Genomic DNA, 14,738 nt, shown 5'->3' on the forward strand with positions numbered 1-14,738 from the left:
CCGTCAGGCGTCGGGCAAGCGATAACGGCTGAAGATCAACAGGGCGATCACCTGCAGGCTGGCGGGGATTGCACTGTAAAGCAGGATGATGCCGGTAAGCGCGCTTTCGCTCTGCGCGGCGGCGCCACCAGTGGATGAAACGAAACCGAACGCGCTCATCACGATCCCGGCGATGACCGGGCCAAGGGCAAACGCCAGCTTCTCCATCGCGGAGAACAGCCCGGCGAAGACGCCCTCGTTGGCCACCCCCTGCATCCGGCGCTGGTAATCGACCGTATCGGTCATCATCGACAGGGCAAGCAGGATGAACCCGCCATTGAACGCCCCGATGACCATGGCACGCAGCAGGATCAGCAGGTGCTGGGTGTTGACCGGCTGCCCGCCCGGCAGCGTGGCAACATCGACCCCGCCCTTGCCGACCCAAAGCCAGGTGATCGTCACCGCTGCCCAGATGGCCGCGGCAAGAACATAGGCGCGCGGTTTGCCAATGCGCCTTGGCAACCAGAGCCACAGCGGCTGCGAAGCAAGGCTGGTGGCAGACATGCACAGGATGAAGATCGGAATCAGCCAGATCGCCTGAACCACATAGAGAAACACGAACCCGATGACGGTGTAGCTCGCCGCCTGCCCGGTGTTCGAAACGAAGGTCGTGGCAAGGAGAACGAGATAGGGCTTGTTGGCGGCAACAGTGCGCAACTGGTCAAGCAGTGATCCGGGCACTGAGCCGGCATTGATCAGCGGCACGCGGCGCAGTCCGCTTGCCGTCGTGAGCATCGAAGCGAAGCACAACCCGCCGAAGATCCAGCTCATCGCGTGCCAACCGGCAGCGCCGCCGCCGAAATGCTCGATGACCGGCTGGGCAAGGCCCACGCCGACGAGCACGCCGAGCGTTGCGAAGAACATGCGCAGCACCATGATGCGGTTGCGCTGGTGCGGATCGCTGGACAGCTCTGCAGCAATGGCGAGATACGGCACCGAGTAGATGCTGAACGCCGTCGATGCGAGGAAGAACAGGGCGCAGATTGCTGCGGCAGCGATGTAAGGGCTGGGGTATTCGGTGAAGGTGAAGAGCGCGATGAAGCCCAGCGTCGTGCCGACCGCTCCGGCGATCAGAAAGGGCGTGCGGCCAATTGCCGTCTTCATCCGGTCCGACCAGGCCCCGACCAACGGATCGCAGACGATCAGCCAGAGCTTGGGCAGCAGCACGACGAGGCCCGCAAGCCAAGCCGGCACACCGAGCATCGTCGTCATGAACAGCGGCAGCAGAACCGCAGGCGTATCGCGGAACACCTGCGCGCCCAACTGGCCCACGCCATAGCGCAGGACGACGCCTGTAGGCACCTCGTCGGGCAGGGTGGATTTTGCGGCGAGGCTGGCGTTCATGGCTGGGATCCGGGTGTTCTGGGGAGAGGGTGAGGCGTCAGACGCAGGCGCAGACCGTCTTCCATTCGAGGTAGTTGTCCATCGCCTGCCGCCCGCTGTCGCGGCCCCAGCCCGATTGCTTCACCCCGCCAATGGCGAGCGAGGCGTCGTACATGGCATGGCAATTGATCCAGACCGTGCCGGCGCGGATGTCGGCAGACATGCGGTGCGCGGTAGAGAGGCTCTCGGTCCAGACGCTGGCAGCCAGGCCATAGTCGCTGGCATTGGCGGCGGCGATCACTTCTTCCTCATCATCGAACGACTGGACGACGAGGACCGGTCCGAACACTTCCTCGCGCACGATTTCCATGTCGGGCTTCACGTCAACCACAACGGTCGGGGTGATGAACGTGCCGGCATCGCCAGTGCGCTCGCCGCCGGTCAGCATGGTCGCGCCTTCGCCCTTTGCGCGCTGGAGAAAGCCCTCGACGCGCTCGGCATGGCGGGCCGAGACAACCGGTCCCATCTGCGTGTCCTGCAGCAGGCCATGGCCGATCTTCAGCCCCTTGGCATATGCCGCGACGCCCTCGACAACCTGATCGTGGACCGAGCGGTGAACGTATAGCCGCGAACCGGCGATGCACACCTGCCCACCGTTGAAGAAGATCGCATTGGCCACGCCCGGCACGGTGATGGCCATGTCGGCATCGGGAAACACGATCGAAGGCGACTTGCCACCAAGCTCCAGCGTGACGCGCTTGAAGTTCGTCTTGGCCGCATCGAGCACGGCGCGTCCCGTCGCGGTCGATCCGGTAAAGGCGATCTTGTCGACATGGGGATGCACAGCCAGCGTTGCGCCGGTCTGTCCGCCAAGGCCGGTGACGACGTTGAGCACACCGGCGGGCACGCCAGCCTCGACCATCAGTTCGCCAAGACGGATTGCGGTGAGCGAGGTATCCTCGGCCGGCTTGAGCACGACGGTGCAGCCCGCTGCCAGAGCGGGTGCGAGTTTCATGGCGGTCAGCACCAGGGGGGAATTCCACGGCACGATCGCCGCCACCACGCCGACCGGCTCACGCACTGTCCAAGTGCGCATCTGCCGACCGGCGGGCTGATAATTGATCGAGCTTTCAAGGCTGTGGCCTTCGATGGCCATGGCCTGCCCGGCGAAGAAGCGGAACTGGTTGACCGCCCCCGGGATCTCCGCCCACCGCCCCACGAACAGCGGCTTGCCCTGGTCGAGTGTCTCAAGCTCGGCGAGGTCGTCGATATGAGCGTCGATCAGGTCTGCGACCTTCCACAGGATGCGGGCCCGTTCCACCGGAACCGTTGCCTTCCACACGGCCAAGGCGGCGCGAGCCGCTTCCACGGCGGCATCGACATCAGCCTGGCTGCCCGCAGCAATGCGCCCGGTCTCGGCACCGGTCGCCGGATCGAGCGTGGCAAAATCGGCGCCGCCTTCGGCCTTGCGCCACTCGCCACCAATCAGCAGTCCTTCACCACGCGCACGGCGCGCAAGAAATTCGACGTTGCCGGGGCGAAGATTCGCGAGATCGAAAGCCATGACTCTGGGATGCTCCTTTGGATGCGATCTGACTGCCGCGTGGACCCGGCATCAGCCATAGCGCCATACGCCAAAAGCCGCTTGGCGGATAAGATTGTCCGAAAACCCCGGGAGTTGAAATGAGGAGAATAGCATGGAGCATGATGGGAATGCTTATGCCAATGGCCTAAGCGTTATCGCCGGAAGGACAGCCGAAGCATGATTTTGCAGCATTCTTTGCTTAGGTCGATAACCGGAGCGAGCCGGCGTTCGGCCTTCGCGCTCGCCATGCTGGTCGGCCTTGTCGCGCCGCAAGTGGCGGTCGCGCAGCCTTCCACGGCCCCGACGCAACCTGCTGCTGCCAAGCCCTACCTGACCGTCGACCAACTCCGCCGGATCTATGCCGACAAGGACAGCCGCTTCTTCACGGTGGGTGGGCTGAAGATCCACTACAAGGACGAAGGTCCGCACAAGGGTCCCGCCTTGCTAATGGTGCATGGCTCGGAAAGCTCTTTGCGCACCTGGGACGTCATCGCCACCAAGCTGAAGACGCGCTACCGCATCATTCGCCTCGACCTGCCGGGCTACGGCCTGTCCGATGGCCCCACTGACGAGTCTCTCAAGACTCTCGTTCCCACAGATGTTCCGATTGCCCTGCTCGACCATCTGCAGGTCCGCAAGGTGACGTTTGCCGGCGTTTCCAGCGGCGGCACCATGGGCATGTACATGGCCGCGCGCCGGCCAGACATGATCGAACGCCTGATCCTTTCGAATACCCCTTCGGACCCGGTGGACACGAGCCATCTCAAGCTCAGCACGGGGCTCAAGGCAGCGATGGATCGCGCCCAGCAAACGGGCTTTCGCGATCAGGACTTCTGGAGCAACTTCCTGACCTTCTTCGCAGGCGATCCCGCGCGCATTTCGGCGCAAACGCAGAAGGAATATTACGATTTCTACCGCCGCGTACCGGAAAAGAACCTGATCGGCCTGATCGCGCGCATCGGCGATGGCAAGCAGGCAACCATCGAGATGGCAAAGGTGCGCAAGCCGGTCCTGCTGCTCTGGGGAACGGCCGATCCCTTGCTGCCGGAATCCGCGTTGAACGCGATCGGCCGGTATCTCTCCAACGCCCAGATTTCCCGGGTGTCGATGCCGGATGTCGGTCACTATCCTCCACTGGAGGTTCCCGAACGCATTGCCCAGTTGATTGCTGCCTATATCGAGGCAGCGACGCCCAACCTGCCTGCTGAAACCACCGCGCCCTGATTAAGCCTATTCGCGCTTCGGTTAAATCAGCCCGCAGCAGCCAAAGCTGCGGTGCCCTCACATAGTGCTTGGACATGACCAAGCCCCGCACCCTTTACGACAAGCTCTGGGACAGTCACGTCGTGGCCGAACTGCCCGGTGGCGCGTCGCTGCTCTACATCGATCGCCAGATCCTGCACGAGGTCAGCAGTCCGCAGGCCTTCGTCGCCATGCGAGAGGCCGGGCGAAAGCTCCGGCGCCCGGAGACTCACCTGGCCGTGGCTGACCACGCAGTGCCGACCCGCGCGCGACAGGGCGAAATTGCCGATCCGCTGGCACGCAGCCAGGTCGCCGAACTTGAAGCCAACGTCCATGAGTTCGGCATTCCCTATGCACCACTCGACGGGGCTGAGCAGGGGATCGTCCACGTGATCGGGCCAGAGACGGGCTTCACCCTGCCGGGCACGACGATCGTCTGCGGTGACAGCCACACCACCACCCACGGTGCGTTCGGTGCACTGGCGTTCGGCATCGGCGCAAGCGAGCAAGGCACCGTCATGGCCGCGCAGGTTCTCCCGCAAACCCGGGCGCGGACGATGAAAGTCGAACTCGTCGGACGCCTTGGCCCGGGGGTCGATGCCAAGGACGTGGCGCTGGCCCTGATCGCGAAGATCGGCGCGCACGGCGCAGTCGGCTATGCCGTGGAATATACCGGCGCTGCCGTATCGGCGATGTCGATGGCGCAGCGCATGACGCTGTGCAACATGACTATCGAAGCCGGCAGCCGTATCGGCCTCGTCGCTCCGGACGAGACGACATTTGCCTTCATCAAGGGCCGCCGTCTGGCCCCTGTTGGCCCGATGTGGGAGCTCGCGCTTGAATCGTGGCGCACGCTGCCGGCGGACAATGGCGCAATCTTTGACATGGTCGTCACTCTTGATCTTGATGACATTGCCCCGCAGGTCAGCTGGGGCACCAGCCCGAACCAGACCCTGCCGATCGGCTCGGCCGTGCCGGATCCTGCGAGTATTGCCGATCCCATAGAGCGCCGCGAAACCGAGAAGGCGCTCGCCTACATGGGCCTCGTTCCGGGACAGAGCCTTGCCGATATCGCCATCGATCACGTGTTCATCGGATCGTGCACCAACGGCAGGATCGAGGATTTGCGCAGCGCCGCGGCGATTGCGCAGGGACGCAAGGTCGCGCAAGGGGTGAAGGCCATCGTGGTCCCAGGCAGCGCCGCCACTCGGGCGCAGGCCGAGGCCGAAGGGCTTGACCGCGTTTTCCTCGAGGCCGGGTTCGAATGGCGCTTTGCCGGGTGCTCGATGTGCGTGGCGATGAACGACGATCGCCTTTCTGCCGGCCAGCGCTGTGCCAGCACGTCAAACCGCAACTTCGAAGGACGGCAAGGTCCGGGTGGTCGCACCCACCTGGTCAGCCCGGCCATGGCTGCTGCCGCTGCCGTGACCGGTCATCTCGTCGATGCAAGGAGCCTTGCCTGATGCCTGCCCAGCCCTTCACCATCGTATCGGGCCGCGCCGCAGCCATGCGCGAGGACAATATCGATACCGATATCATCTTCCCCGCGCGTTTCCTGCTGATCACGGCGAAGGCGGGCCTCGGTGATTATGCCTTCCATGACCGCCGCTTTGCCAGCGACGGCCATAAGGTCGCAGGTTACGTCCTCAACGATCCGCGCTTTGCCGATGCCCCCGTGATCATTGCCGGTGCCAATTTTGGGTCGGGCTCAAGCCGCGAACAGGCCGTCTGGGCGCTCCTCGGCCTTGGCGTCCGGACCGTTATCTCCTCCAGCTTCGGCGAGATTTTCCAGTCCAACTGCATGCGCAACGGCATTGTGCCGATCGTCCTGCCCGAAGGACAGGTTGCCGCGCTGATGGATCTGGCAGAAGCAGGCGCAAACGTTTCCGTGGATCTTGAGAGTCAGCAGCTGAGCGCAGAAGGCCTTGCGCCCATCTCGTTCTCGATCCCGCCTCAACGCCGTCTTGCCCTTTTGAACGGGTGGGACGAAACCGATCAGATCGTGAATCAGTACAGTGGCGAGATCGAGGCGTTCGAGGTCCGTCAGCGCCAGAGCCAGCCGTGGCTCTACACCAGGGAGTTTGCCGCGTGAGCACCGAAGAAGACCTGCTGGCCAACTACAAGAAGGCCTATGACAACCGGGTTGGTTTCGGGACAAGGCCGGCACTGCTGCTGATCGATTTCTGCCAGGCCTACTTTGAAAAGGGCAATGCCCTCTATGCCGAGGTGGATGAGGCGCTTGCATCCGCGCTGCGCATCCGCTCTGTCGCGCATGCGGCCGGGGTGCCGGTTATCCTGACGAATGTTGTCTACCACCCCAGCGGGTTCAACGGCGGTCGCTTCTTCGAAAAGGCCATGCCGCTGCGCAATTTCACGCAAGGCAATCCGATGGCCGCCTGGGGACCGGGCCTTGAACCGCTGGAAACGGAATTGGTCGTCTCCAAGCAGTATCCGAGCGCATTCTTCGGCACCTCGCTCGCATCGACGCTCACGGCCGCCGGCATTGACTGCGTGATCCTGACCGGCCTGACGACATCGGGCTGTGTCCGCGCGAGCTGTGTCGACGCGATGAGCCATGGCTTCAAGACCGCCGTCGTTGCCGAGGCCTGCGGCGATCGTCACGCAGGGCCGCATGAGGCGAACCTGTTCGACATGAACGCAAAATATGCCGACGTGGTCAGCGAAGCGGAGACGATCGCGTTTCTGGAAACCCTGCGGCCCTCAGTCTAACCGTAGACCCTCCAGCCGGGCTCCCCAAGGCGTAACCGCAGCAACGAATTCGGCTCTGCCATAAGGCGCCCACTCGAAACGGCCTTCGTCAACGATCTCGCATCCACCTGCGATCATCGCTTTGGCAAAGCCGTCGAGTTCGGAAACCGGAAAACGCAGGGCCGCCCACCCTCGCAAGGGAGGGCGCGCCTCGGAAAAGTCGTGCCCGCCGAGGCCGAAGCTGATGATCTCGACCGAACCTTCCATGCGGCCCTGCGCCTGGTAGATGCCGATCCGCATCGGGATCTGTTCGGCAAGGGAAAGCGGCAGACCCATGCAATTGACGCCGCCAGCGTTGCCGGCGACCCCTTCCGTTTCCTGCACCGGCACCCAGCCCAGATGGTCAACGAAAAGCGCACGGGCCTGCACAAAATCAGTGACCACCTGAGTGGAATTGAACACCCATGAGGCATTACCGCCCACGCCTTCGTATCCTTGCAGTGGCGGACTCATGCGCTGCATCAGGGCAATGCAGAGCCCGTCGGAATCGTTCTCCACGACTTCGCGGACAGCCAATGCGCCAAACTGCCAGTTGGTGATCGGCGCGAATGCGCGATGTCCGGCACGGCCCAAGGCGTGATGCAGAGTCTCGATATCATCCAGGGCGCATATTGATGTCGAAAATGCCGCCAGCATCCCATGGCTGCGCGCCGTCGCGCATAAGGGCGGGATGCTCGCCGCCAAAGGAAAACAAGCGAATGGCACCCCGGGCCATGTCGCGATGGACGATCAGGACCTCGCGACCTTTCGCGCCCTGATCCGCACCCCATGCGGCACTCAGTGGAGCTGCAAGATCGCCAGCGTAGCTGATGTCATACCCCAGCGCGCCAGCGAGGCGCCGACTTGCTTCGTCCGCGTCGGCAACCATGCCGACGACTTCCTGAAACCCGTTATCCAGTGCAATCATGGGGCAGCGAAATCATGCACATCCGATTGCAGGGATCACGAGTGCCAAAAAGCCACTGAGCGGACAGACGTTTGCTCTCACAATCGGCCACCGAAACGCTTCTGAAGCATTCCACCACTGCATTCGCGGAGAACGCGCTTCCATCCGACAGACGGACACGCCAAAGATTCGCTGCGAGGCAGCGACGCAACTTTGCCATTGTTCGATGGAGTCAGGGCATGGAGTTACAGCTCAGTCCATGATCTCGATCAATATTGGCCTGCCGGATATCGGCGTTTGAAACCCTTTTGACTACGCCGATCGCGATTGCTGCGATGCCGTCTGAGGAAATCGGCCAGCGCGGCATCATCTCGCTGACCGACCTGATCGACGCAACGCCCGGCATCAACGTCACCGGCAACAACTCGGGCCGCAATGACCGCTCGTTCCAGCAGATCTCGCTGCGCGGCTTCACGCCCTCGACCACGGACTCGACGCTGACCGCGACCTTTATCGACGGCGTGCCGGTTTCGTCGGCTTCTGCGCTGAACTCGATCACGGATCCGGCCCGTGTCGAAGTGCTCAAGGGCCCGCAGAACGCCTATTTTGGCCGCAACGCCTTCGCCGGCGCGGTCAACGTGGTCAACAAGACCCCGAAGAGCGATTTTGGCGGCAGCATGAACGCCTCGGTCTTCAGCCGCGATGGTTATGATGTGCAGGGCTCGCTCGAAGGCCCGATCGCGCGCGACATCCTGAGCTTCCGCATTTCCGGGCGCGCGCTCGAGCGCGGCGGTTCCTACCGCAATCGCGCAAACCCCAACGAGCGTCTCGGCGATCAGCGCACCCGCACCGTCACCGGCATGCTGATGTTCACGCCCTCCAGCCAGCTGACGATGAAGGTCTTTGGTCTTTACAGCGAAGACAATGACGGCCCAGCCGCACAGGGAATGCTTTCGACCTACGAAGTCCGCTCGACAACGGCGTCGTCAACATCCCGGCGCTGAGCGGAAACACCAACGGCACGATCATCGTCCCCGGCCTGTCCAACTGCACGCTGAACGGCGTCAACCCGTTCATCTGCGGTCAGGCCCCGGCGCTGCCGGCAGCGTTCTCGCCTGCCCAGAACACCTACATCGATGCCAAGACCTCGGCCGTGCTGGCCGTTGGCCGTTTCCGCCCCGTCTCGCCCAGCGATGGCGTTCAGGGCTATGGCCTCAAGCGCAAGTACCTCCATGCCCACGCCAACATCGATTACGAACTGGGCGACACGGGCATCACGCTCTCGTCGCTCACCGGCGTCAACGACGAAAAGTGGTCGCAGATGTCCGAGCTCGACAACTATAACAGCTCGTCGCTGATCAACACGGCCGCCACGCCGACCAACGGCCTGCTTCCCTATTACAACTTCCCGTTCGCGATCGAACGCCACAACAAGGACTTCTCGCAGGAACTGCGCGCTTCCTTTGACAATGGCAGCATGATCTCGGGCATGATCGGCGCCAACTACATGGACACCAAGGTCAAGCGTGACCTGTTCAACGTCTATGGAGAAGCTGTTCTGGGCCTGGCTCGCGGTGCTGGCACGGCTTCTGCCCCGCAGCGGGTGGAAACCAAGGGTATCTTCGGCAGCGTCAACATCAAGCCTACCGACGCGCTCGAGATCAGCCTTGAAGGCCGTTACCAGCGCGACAAGGTGTTCGGTTTCACCGGTGGTCTGGGCGCAACGATCTCGGCGGCCGCTGCTGCTGAAAACGGTGTTCCGGCTGGCACTTATGCGCCGCTGACGCAGTTCTTTTCGAAGAACTACGACAACTTCATGCCGCGCGTGATCGTCAACTACAAGATCACGCCCGAAATCATGGCTTACGCGTCATGGTCGAAGGCAGCGAACGTCAGCATCTCGTCGTTAAACGCCCGTCTGTTCTCGGGCACCGCCGGCGAAATCGCCGCGTCCCAGTCGCTTGGCCTGCGTAGCATTACCGTTCCGGAAAAGCTGACGAACTACGAAATCGGCCTCAAGGGCCGGGCCTTTGACAACAAGTTGATCTTTGCTCTTTCGGCTTACTACGGTGACTGGAAGAACCAGTACAACACGCGCAGCGTCTTCTTCGTGGACAATTCGCTGAACCCGCCGCTGAGCTCAACCGTCACCGGCATCGCAAACTCGGGCCGGACCAAGGTCAAGGGAATCGAACTCGATACGACAATCCTTCCCATGGAAGGCGTGTCGCTCACGTTCTCGGGGGCCTACAACGACACCAACATCCGTTCGTTCAATGACCCGGCGATCACTCGTGTCACGGGCGTTACGGGCGATGGCTTCAAGGGCAACAGCCTGCCGCTGACTTCAAAGTACTCTTTTGCGATCACGCCAGAATTCTCGGGCGACATTCCGGGCCGCGACAATGCTACCTGGTTCATCCGCAGCGACGTGAATTACAAGTCGCGCTGGCCGAAAAGGCCGGGTTCGATCGGGCGGACGTGAAGTTCGATACCGCGCCCATGGCGGTGATGGAATTTGCCGCCGCCGCCGAAGGCTACAGCCAGGAAGCCAGCGAGGCCGTGGCCGAACGTAAATTTCACCGCGGGCGAATTTGCCCCCGGCGGCGGCTGGGAAGTGCTGATCGCCCGCAAGCCGCTCGAAAAGCAGATGGCAGCATGACCGGAACCGAAACCATGACCGAACGCCCCCACGTCATCCGCCACGCCCGCCGCAAGCGCCCGGAATTCTACGAAACCCCCGGCCTCGATCACGTCATGTCGATGGTCATGGTGCTGGCCAACGAAGTCTCGGTCCTGCGTGACCGCATGGACAGCGCAGAGCGCGTGGCCAAGGCATCGGGCATTGATCTTGCCGCCGGCATCGAGACGCTCGAACTCGATCAGGCCGCGCTGGAAGAGCGCGAGGAGCGCCGCCAGGATTTCCTGCGCCGCCTGTCCCGGGTCAAGCCCGGGGTGACGAGGAACTTTGGTTCGCGAAGCCCTCAATTCACCCGGTAGAACCGGATTCGCACCGATGGGACCTTGGCATCCCCCGGCACCAGCGCGCCGATGAAGGTCTGGCGGTTGAGCCAGTCGTACTTGCCATTCGGCGCCTCGAACACGGCGTGTGTCCGAACCGGCACGGGCTTGCCTTGCGCATCGCGGCAGGCAGTCGCGGTGTTGACGATGTTGATCACCACGCCGTCGTCGGTCTTTAGGAAATAGTCGGCCTTCAGCTGCACGCAGCCATCGGGGCGGATCAGTTGCCAGTCCCACCCGCCGGGCATGACCGCGCCACTGATCCCCGGGCCGCTGAACGTGCCGCCGGTAATCGGAATGATGTTGCGCCCACCCAGCGGCGTCGTGCCGGGAGTGACACTCTGGGCGAGAAGGACCTCTTCCTCGAACACGAATTCGAGCGAGGGCTCGGGCATCGGAGGCTTGTCAGCCGCAGATGCGGATGCTGCGCCCACAAGGGCCAGAATGGCCCCGGCAAATCCAGATTTCATGCTTTCTCCCGCCAATGCTCCTACTTGCGCAAGAGCATCACCGGCAGGCGGTCTGTCAACATTGCATCGAGCCGCTTGGCCGCAGCTTTCTCGCCCCGCCCGTAAGCGTCGACAAACAACGCCGATATCAGCGCCGCATCTGCCAGCCGATCCAGCTGCTTCGGCCCCGGCAGATCATAGCGGCAGATCGCGCCGCCGAAGTAGTGGTCCACGCCTTCGAGCACGAGGCCATAGCGATTTCCGCCCGGCGCTGCCGCCTCATAAGGCACGAGATGGCCGCGCCAGCCGTCGCCATCGGTGCTGGTGATGCCCGGCACGATGTCCTTGGTGCCAGTCTGGACCACCGCCGGGACCGCAATCTTGCCATAACCTTCGGCCGTACATAGCACCGGGATCGGCGCGGGCGGACTGTACGCCACCACCGCGCGCGCATTGGGATCGCGCATCGGGCCGCTCCAGCCTTCGGGCGGAACTGCCGCCGCGCCGCCCATGGTCAGCGCTACCAGGTCGCCATAGGAATGCCCGGCCGCGATCCAGGGCCGCTTGCCAACGTGGGCAGACAGTGCGCGCATGTCCTCCAGCCGGGCCTTCCAGCTGGCAAGGCCGGGATAGTCCTTGGTGTGCGGATGCTCGCTCGAATCGACGTGCAGCGGGGCGAGGATGTGAAATCCCGCCGCCAGCCAGGGCGCGAGGATTGCCTCACAGAACCGGGGCGAGGACGCGGCGCCATGGCTGAACAGCACCAGCGCCTTTGCCTTGCCCCGCGGCTTCCACTCGCTCACCCGGATCTCGCGCCCGCCGGGTCCGGCCAGCCTGAACTGCCGCTCTGCCGCTGGCCTTGCCGCCATTGCGCTCAGCCGGGCCGAGGCGACCAGCGCCCCTGCCCCGACCAGAAGACCACGCCGATCGATCGGGATTCCGGCCATCAGGGCACCGGCTTCTTGAGATAGGCGATGATCGCTGCGCGCTCGGCAGCGTTGGGCACGCCGCCAAAGGCCATCGACGTGCCGGGGATCACCGCCGAAGGACGCGCCAGCCAATTGTCGAGCGTGGCCGGGTTCCACACGATGGCCGCGCCCTTGGCCTTCATCGCCGCCGAATAGCGGAAGCCGGGCGCCGTGCCCGCCTTGCGGCCGACCACGCCGAACAGGTTCGGGCCGATCTTGTTCGGCGCACCCTTGGCGATCGAATGACAGGCCACGCACTTGAGGAACGCGCGCTTGCCCGCAGCGTCATCCTGCGCTTGTGCAGGGGCGGCAAGAACCAGGGCGGCGGCGAGGGGGGCAACAAACTTCAGCATTGCAGTCTTTTCCATTGTTTGCAGCGCGCGATCAACGCGAACCATGCGCCTTGAGCCAAGCCTTGGCACGCAGCGCGGCATTGGCGGAAATATCGGCCCAGAACAGGCCGACGTCGTGATAATGCATCGAACCGCCCGGCAGCGGCTTGAGGCCCAGCGATGGCGCAGGCCAGACGGTCAGGAGTCCATCGCGGCACTCGGCGGCCACGGCTCCGGCCTTGAGCGGCCCCATCGGCCCGAAGCCCGGATCACCGGCAACGGCGCCCTTCGCCTCGGCGGAAAGCGACAGCCCACGGCGCATGTCGAACGTGACGGGGTTCACGCAGAGCGGCTTGCCGCCGTCCCTGCCACTGGCCTCGCCACCGTTCTGCGCCACGAAAATGTCGCGGTAGGACTTGAGCATCGGGGCGTTGTCGCTGCCCGCCAACACCGCGTTCCACTGCACGAAGCACCCGGTCTGCGCGGGGCTTTCGCAAAACGGAATGCCCGCCAGCCGCGGGGAAAGGTCACCCTCCATCAGGTTGATGCCGATGACATAGGCCGCCACCATGCGGCCCTGCAGCTTCGTCCCCTTGATCCGCTTTTCCAGCAGCGAGGTTGTATGCGCCCCGCCCTGGCTGTGCCCGGCGATGATGAAGGGGCGGCCCTTGTTCTCGTGGGCCATGTACCAGTCAAACGCGCGCTCGACATCCGAATAGGCGAGCGCAAAGGCCTTCTCGCGATTGGCAGGATCGGCCAGCGCCTTGGTCGTTGCAGCGCGATAGCGCGGCGCGAACACCCGGCAGCACGCCGAAAACGCGCTTCCCTGCCGCTGCACCGCGCTTTCCTCGGTCCACTTGAGCACTGCGGGATCGAGCGGATCGTGGTTGTAATCCGTTGGCGAGCGCGTCGTCGTCGGGTGGATCCAGAACACGTCGACGCCGCGCAGGCCCTTCGGCGCCGCCATGCCCTGCGGCAGGCTCTCCACCGTGCTCCAGTATTGGCCTTGCGCATAATCGGGCACCGGCACATCGGCCAGCGCGGGCACTCCCATCGCGGCAAGCGCCATGCCGAGCAACGTCACCAGCCTCATTTGCGCACCATCTCGGCGTCGAGCCACCAGCCGAACTGCTCGATCCAGTGGTCGGCCGTCGTGCCGCGCGTTGCCATGCCGAAACCGTGTGCCCCCCGCTGATAGAGGTGCAGCTCTGGCCGATACCCTGCGGCAAACACCCGGTCGTAAAAGGCGCGGAATCCCTGATCCACGGCCATGTCATCCTGCGCCATGACCATGAACATCGGCGGCAGGCGGCCCGGCGCCGGGGCCGGTGGCGGCAGCAGCCACGGCTTCTTTGAAGTGCCATGCGCGGAAGGAAGGTTCGCGGGCGGAATCGGCGGCGTCGGCCCGAACGGCATGCCATAGATCAGCGCGGCGAAATCCGGGCGCTCCGCCGGGTTGGGCGCAAGCATCGTCATCCCCGCCACATGCCCGCCCGCCGAGAAGCCCATCACGCCCACGCGATGCGGATCGATCTTCCACTTCGCCGCATTGGCACGGACGATGCGCAACGCTTCCATCCCGTCCTCGACGCCGGGAATGCCGCCCACGCCCGGCGCCAGCGTTGCCTGCACTCGCTGCCGCATCGCCTCGTTGGTCTCACCCGGAGGTGACTGGATCAGGCGGTACTTCAGCACGAAAGCCGCGATCCCGTGCGCCGCCAGCCAGCGCGCCACGCGCGTGCCTTCGTGGTGGATCGCCAGCAGGCGAAAGCCCCCGCCCGGTGCGATCACCACCGCCATGCCGGTGGCCTTGGCCGGATCGGGCAGGAACGGCTGCAGCGTCGGCACGGTGACGTTCCACACCTGCTCGCCATTCTCGAGCAGGCCTTCCTGCACCGGCACCTTGGCCAAGCCGGGCCATCCCTTCATCGAAGGCACGCCAGCGGGCCACACCGGCATCGGCGCAAGTTCGCCCTCTTGCGCCAAGGCTGGCAGCGAAAGCAGCAGGGCAAGGCCGGCAAGGACGATCCGCAGCATCCACGCTTCTCCGGAAGGTTCGAAAGCGGGGACAGTGGCAATGCGCGCGCCTGCGCAGCAGGCCTGCGTCGCCACTATCCGCCCATC

At 64.0% G+C, this 14,738-nt stretch carries 16 protein-coding genes; 7 read left to right on the forward strand and 9 right to left on the reverse strand.

The genetic code is table 11. The features are described 5' to 3' along the window. Positions 1 to 3: 3 nt before the first annotated feature. Both AC3WLM_RS19155 and AC3WLM_RS19160 read right to left on the reverse strand, forming a co-directional pair. On the reverse strand, positions 4 to 1,383 hold the full coding sequence (locus AC3WLM_RS19155) for an MFS transporter (RefSeq protein WP_492478472.1): 1,380 nt from the start codon (positions 1,381 to 1,383) through the stop codon (positions 4 to 6). 37 nt (positions 1,384 to 1,420) lie between these two features. Next, a complete protein-coding gene (locus tag AC3WLM_RS19160; RefSeq protein WP_492478473.1) occupies positions 1,421 to 2,926 on the reverse strand; it encodes an aldehyde dehydrogenase family protein in 1,506 nt (501 codons plus the stop codon). Between the two features lie 198 nt (positions 2,927 to 3,124). Between AC3WLM_RS19160 and AC3WLM_RS19165 the strand changes: the two genes are divergently transcribed. The 4 genes from AC3WLM_RS19165 (at position 3,125) to AC3WLM_RS19180 (ending at position 6,919) form a co-directional block, all read left to right on the forward strand. Then, the gene (locus AC3WLM_RS19165; protein ID WP_492478474.1) at positions 3,125 to 4,171 is read left to right on the forward strand and encodes an alpha/beta fold hydrolase; all 1,047 of its coding nucleotides are present in this window, start codon (positions 3,125 to 3,127) and stop codon (positions 4,169 to 4,171) included. Positions 4,172 to 4,245: 74 nt separating this feature from the next. Further along, a complete protein-coding gene (leuC, locus tag AC3WLM_RS19170; protein WP_492478475.1) occupies positions 4,246 to 5,652 on the forward strand; it encodes a 3-isopropylmalate dehydratase large subunit in 1,407 nt (468 codons plus the stop codon). After that, positions 5,652 to 6,281 (forward strand): 3-isopropylmalate dehydratase small subunit, encoded by a 630-nt coding sequence (leuD, locus tag AC3WLM_RS19175; RefSeq protein ID WP_492478476.1) that lies wholly within the window; start codon positions 5,652 to 5,654, stop codon positions 6,279 to 6,281. Before leuC ends, leuD begins: the two co-directional genes overlap by 1 nt. Further along, positions 6,278 to 6,919 (forward strand): isochorismatase family protein, encoded by a 642-nt coding sequence (locus tag AC3WLM_RS19180; protein WP_492478477.1) that lies wholly within the window; start codon positions 6,278 to 6,280, stop codon positions 6,917 to 6,919. The genes leuD and AC3WLM_RS19180 overlap by 4 nt, the downstream gene beginning before the upstream one ends. Here AC3WLM_RS19180 and AC3WLM_RS19185 read toward each other — a convergent pair. Both AC3WLM_RS19185 and AC3WLM_RS19190 read right to left on the reverse strand, forming a co-directional pair. Further along, positions 6,911 to 7,531 carry a hypothetical protein gene (locus AC3WLM_RS19185; protein WP_492478478.1) on the reverse strand — a complete coding sequence of 207 codons (621 nt, stop codon included), beginning with the start codon at positions 7,529 to 7,531 and terminating at the stop codon, positions 6,911 to 6,913. The genes AC3WLM_RS19180 and AC3WLM_RS19185 overlap by 9 nt on opposite strands. Positions 7,532 to 7,553: 22 nt before the next feature. Continuing rightward, positions 7,554 to 7,826, reverse strand: a complete 273-nt coding sequence (locus AC3WLM_RS19190; protein ID WP_492478479.1) for a hypothetical protein — start codon at positions 7,824 to 7,826, stop codon at positions 7,554 to 7,556. Between the two features lie 326 nt (positions 7,827 to 8,152). On the opposite strand from AC3WLM_RS19190, the gene AC3WLM_RS19195 reads away from it, so the two are divergent. The 3 genes from AC3WLM_RS19195 to AC3WLM_RS19205 all read left to right on the forward strand — a co-directional run bounded on the left by AC3WLM_RS19195 (position 8,153) and on the right by AC3WLM_RS19205 (position 10,844). Then, positions 8,153 to 8,848: a TonB-dependent receptor plug domain-containing protein gene (locus AC3WLM_RS19195; RefSeq protein WP_492478480.1), complete on the forward strand. Its 696-nt coding sequence runs from the start codon at positions 8,153 to 8,155 to the stop codon at positions 8,846 to 8,848. 149 nt (positions 8,849 to 8,997) lie between these two features. Continuing rightward, entirely contained in the window at positions 8,998 to 10,329 is a 1,332-nt protein-coding gene (locus AC3WLM_RS19200; protein ID WP_492478481.1) for a TonB-dependent receptor domain-containing protein, read from the forward strand. Continuing rightward, complete coding sequence (locus AC3WLM_RS19205) at positions 10,326 to 10,844, forward strand: hypothetical protein (RefSeq protein ID WP_492478482.1); 519 nt, start codon at positions 10,326 to 10,328, stop codon at positions 10,842 to 10,844. Before AC3WLM_RS19200 ends, AC3WLM_RS19205 begins: the two co-directional genes overlap by 4 nt. Here AC3WLM_RS19205 and AC3WLM_RS19210 read toward each other — a convergent pair. From AC3WLM_RS19210 to AC3WLM_RS19230, 5 genes are read right to left on the reverse strand one after another with little or no spacing between them, the layout of a single operon-like run. After that, on the reverse strand, positions 10,829 to 11,335 hold the full coding sequence (locus tag AC3WLM_RS19210; protein ID WP_062343750.1) for a DUF3237 domain-containing protein: 507 nt from the start codon (positions 11,333 to 11,335) through the stop codon (positions 10,829 to 10,831). The two genes, AC3WLM_RS19205 and AC3WLM_RS19210, sit on opposite strands and share 16 nt — an antisense overlap. A 20-nt stretch (positions 11,336 to 11,355) precedes the next feature. Next, on the reverse strand, positions 11,356 to 12,261 hold the full coding sequence (locus AC3WLM_RS19215; protein ID WP_492478483.1) for an alpha/beta hydrolase family protein: 906 nt from the start codon (positions 12,259 to 12,261) through the stop codon (positions 11,356 to 11,358). Beyond that, positions 12,261 to 12,635, reverse strand: a complete 375-nt coding sequence (locus tag AC3WLM_RS19220) for a c-type cytochrome (protein WP_492478484.1) — start codon at positions 12,633 to 12,635, stop codon at positions 12,261 to 12,263. Before AC3WLM_RS19220 ends, AC3WLM_RS19215 begins: the two co-directional genes overlap by 1 nt. 31 nt (positions 12,636 to 12,666) lie before the next feature. Next, positions 12,667 to 13,707 carry a DUF3089 domain-containing protein gene (locus AC3WLM_RS19225; protein WP_492478485.1) on the reverse strand — a complete coding sequence of 347 codons (1,041 nt, stop codon included), beginning with the start codon at positions 13,705 to 13,707 and terminating at the stop codon, positions 12,667 to 12,669. Further along, the gene (locus AC3WLM_RS19230; RefSeq protein WP_244885371.1) at positions 13,704 to 14,726 is read right to left on the reverse strand and encodes an alpha/beta hydrolase; all 1,023 of its coding nucleotides are present in this window, start codon (positions 14,724 to 14,726) and stop codon (positions 13,704 to 13,706) included. Before AC3WLM_RS19230 ends, AC3WLM_RS19225 begins: the two co-directional genes overlap by 4 nt. Between the last annotated feature and the right edge of the window lie 12 nt (positions 14,727 to 14,738).

The organism is Novosphingobium sp. FW305-C-30-35, assembly GCF_058783135.1.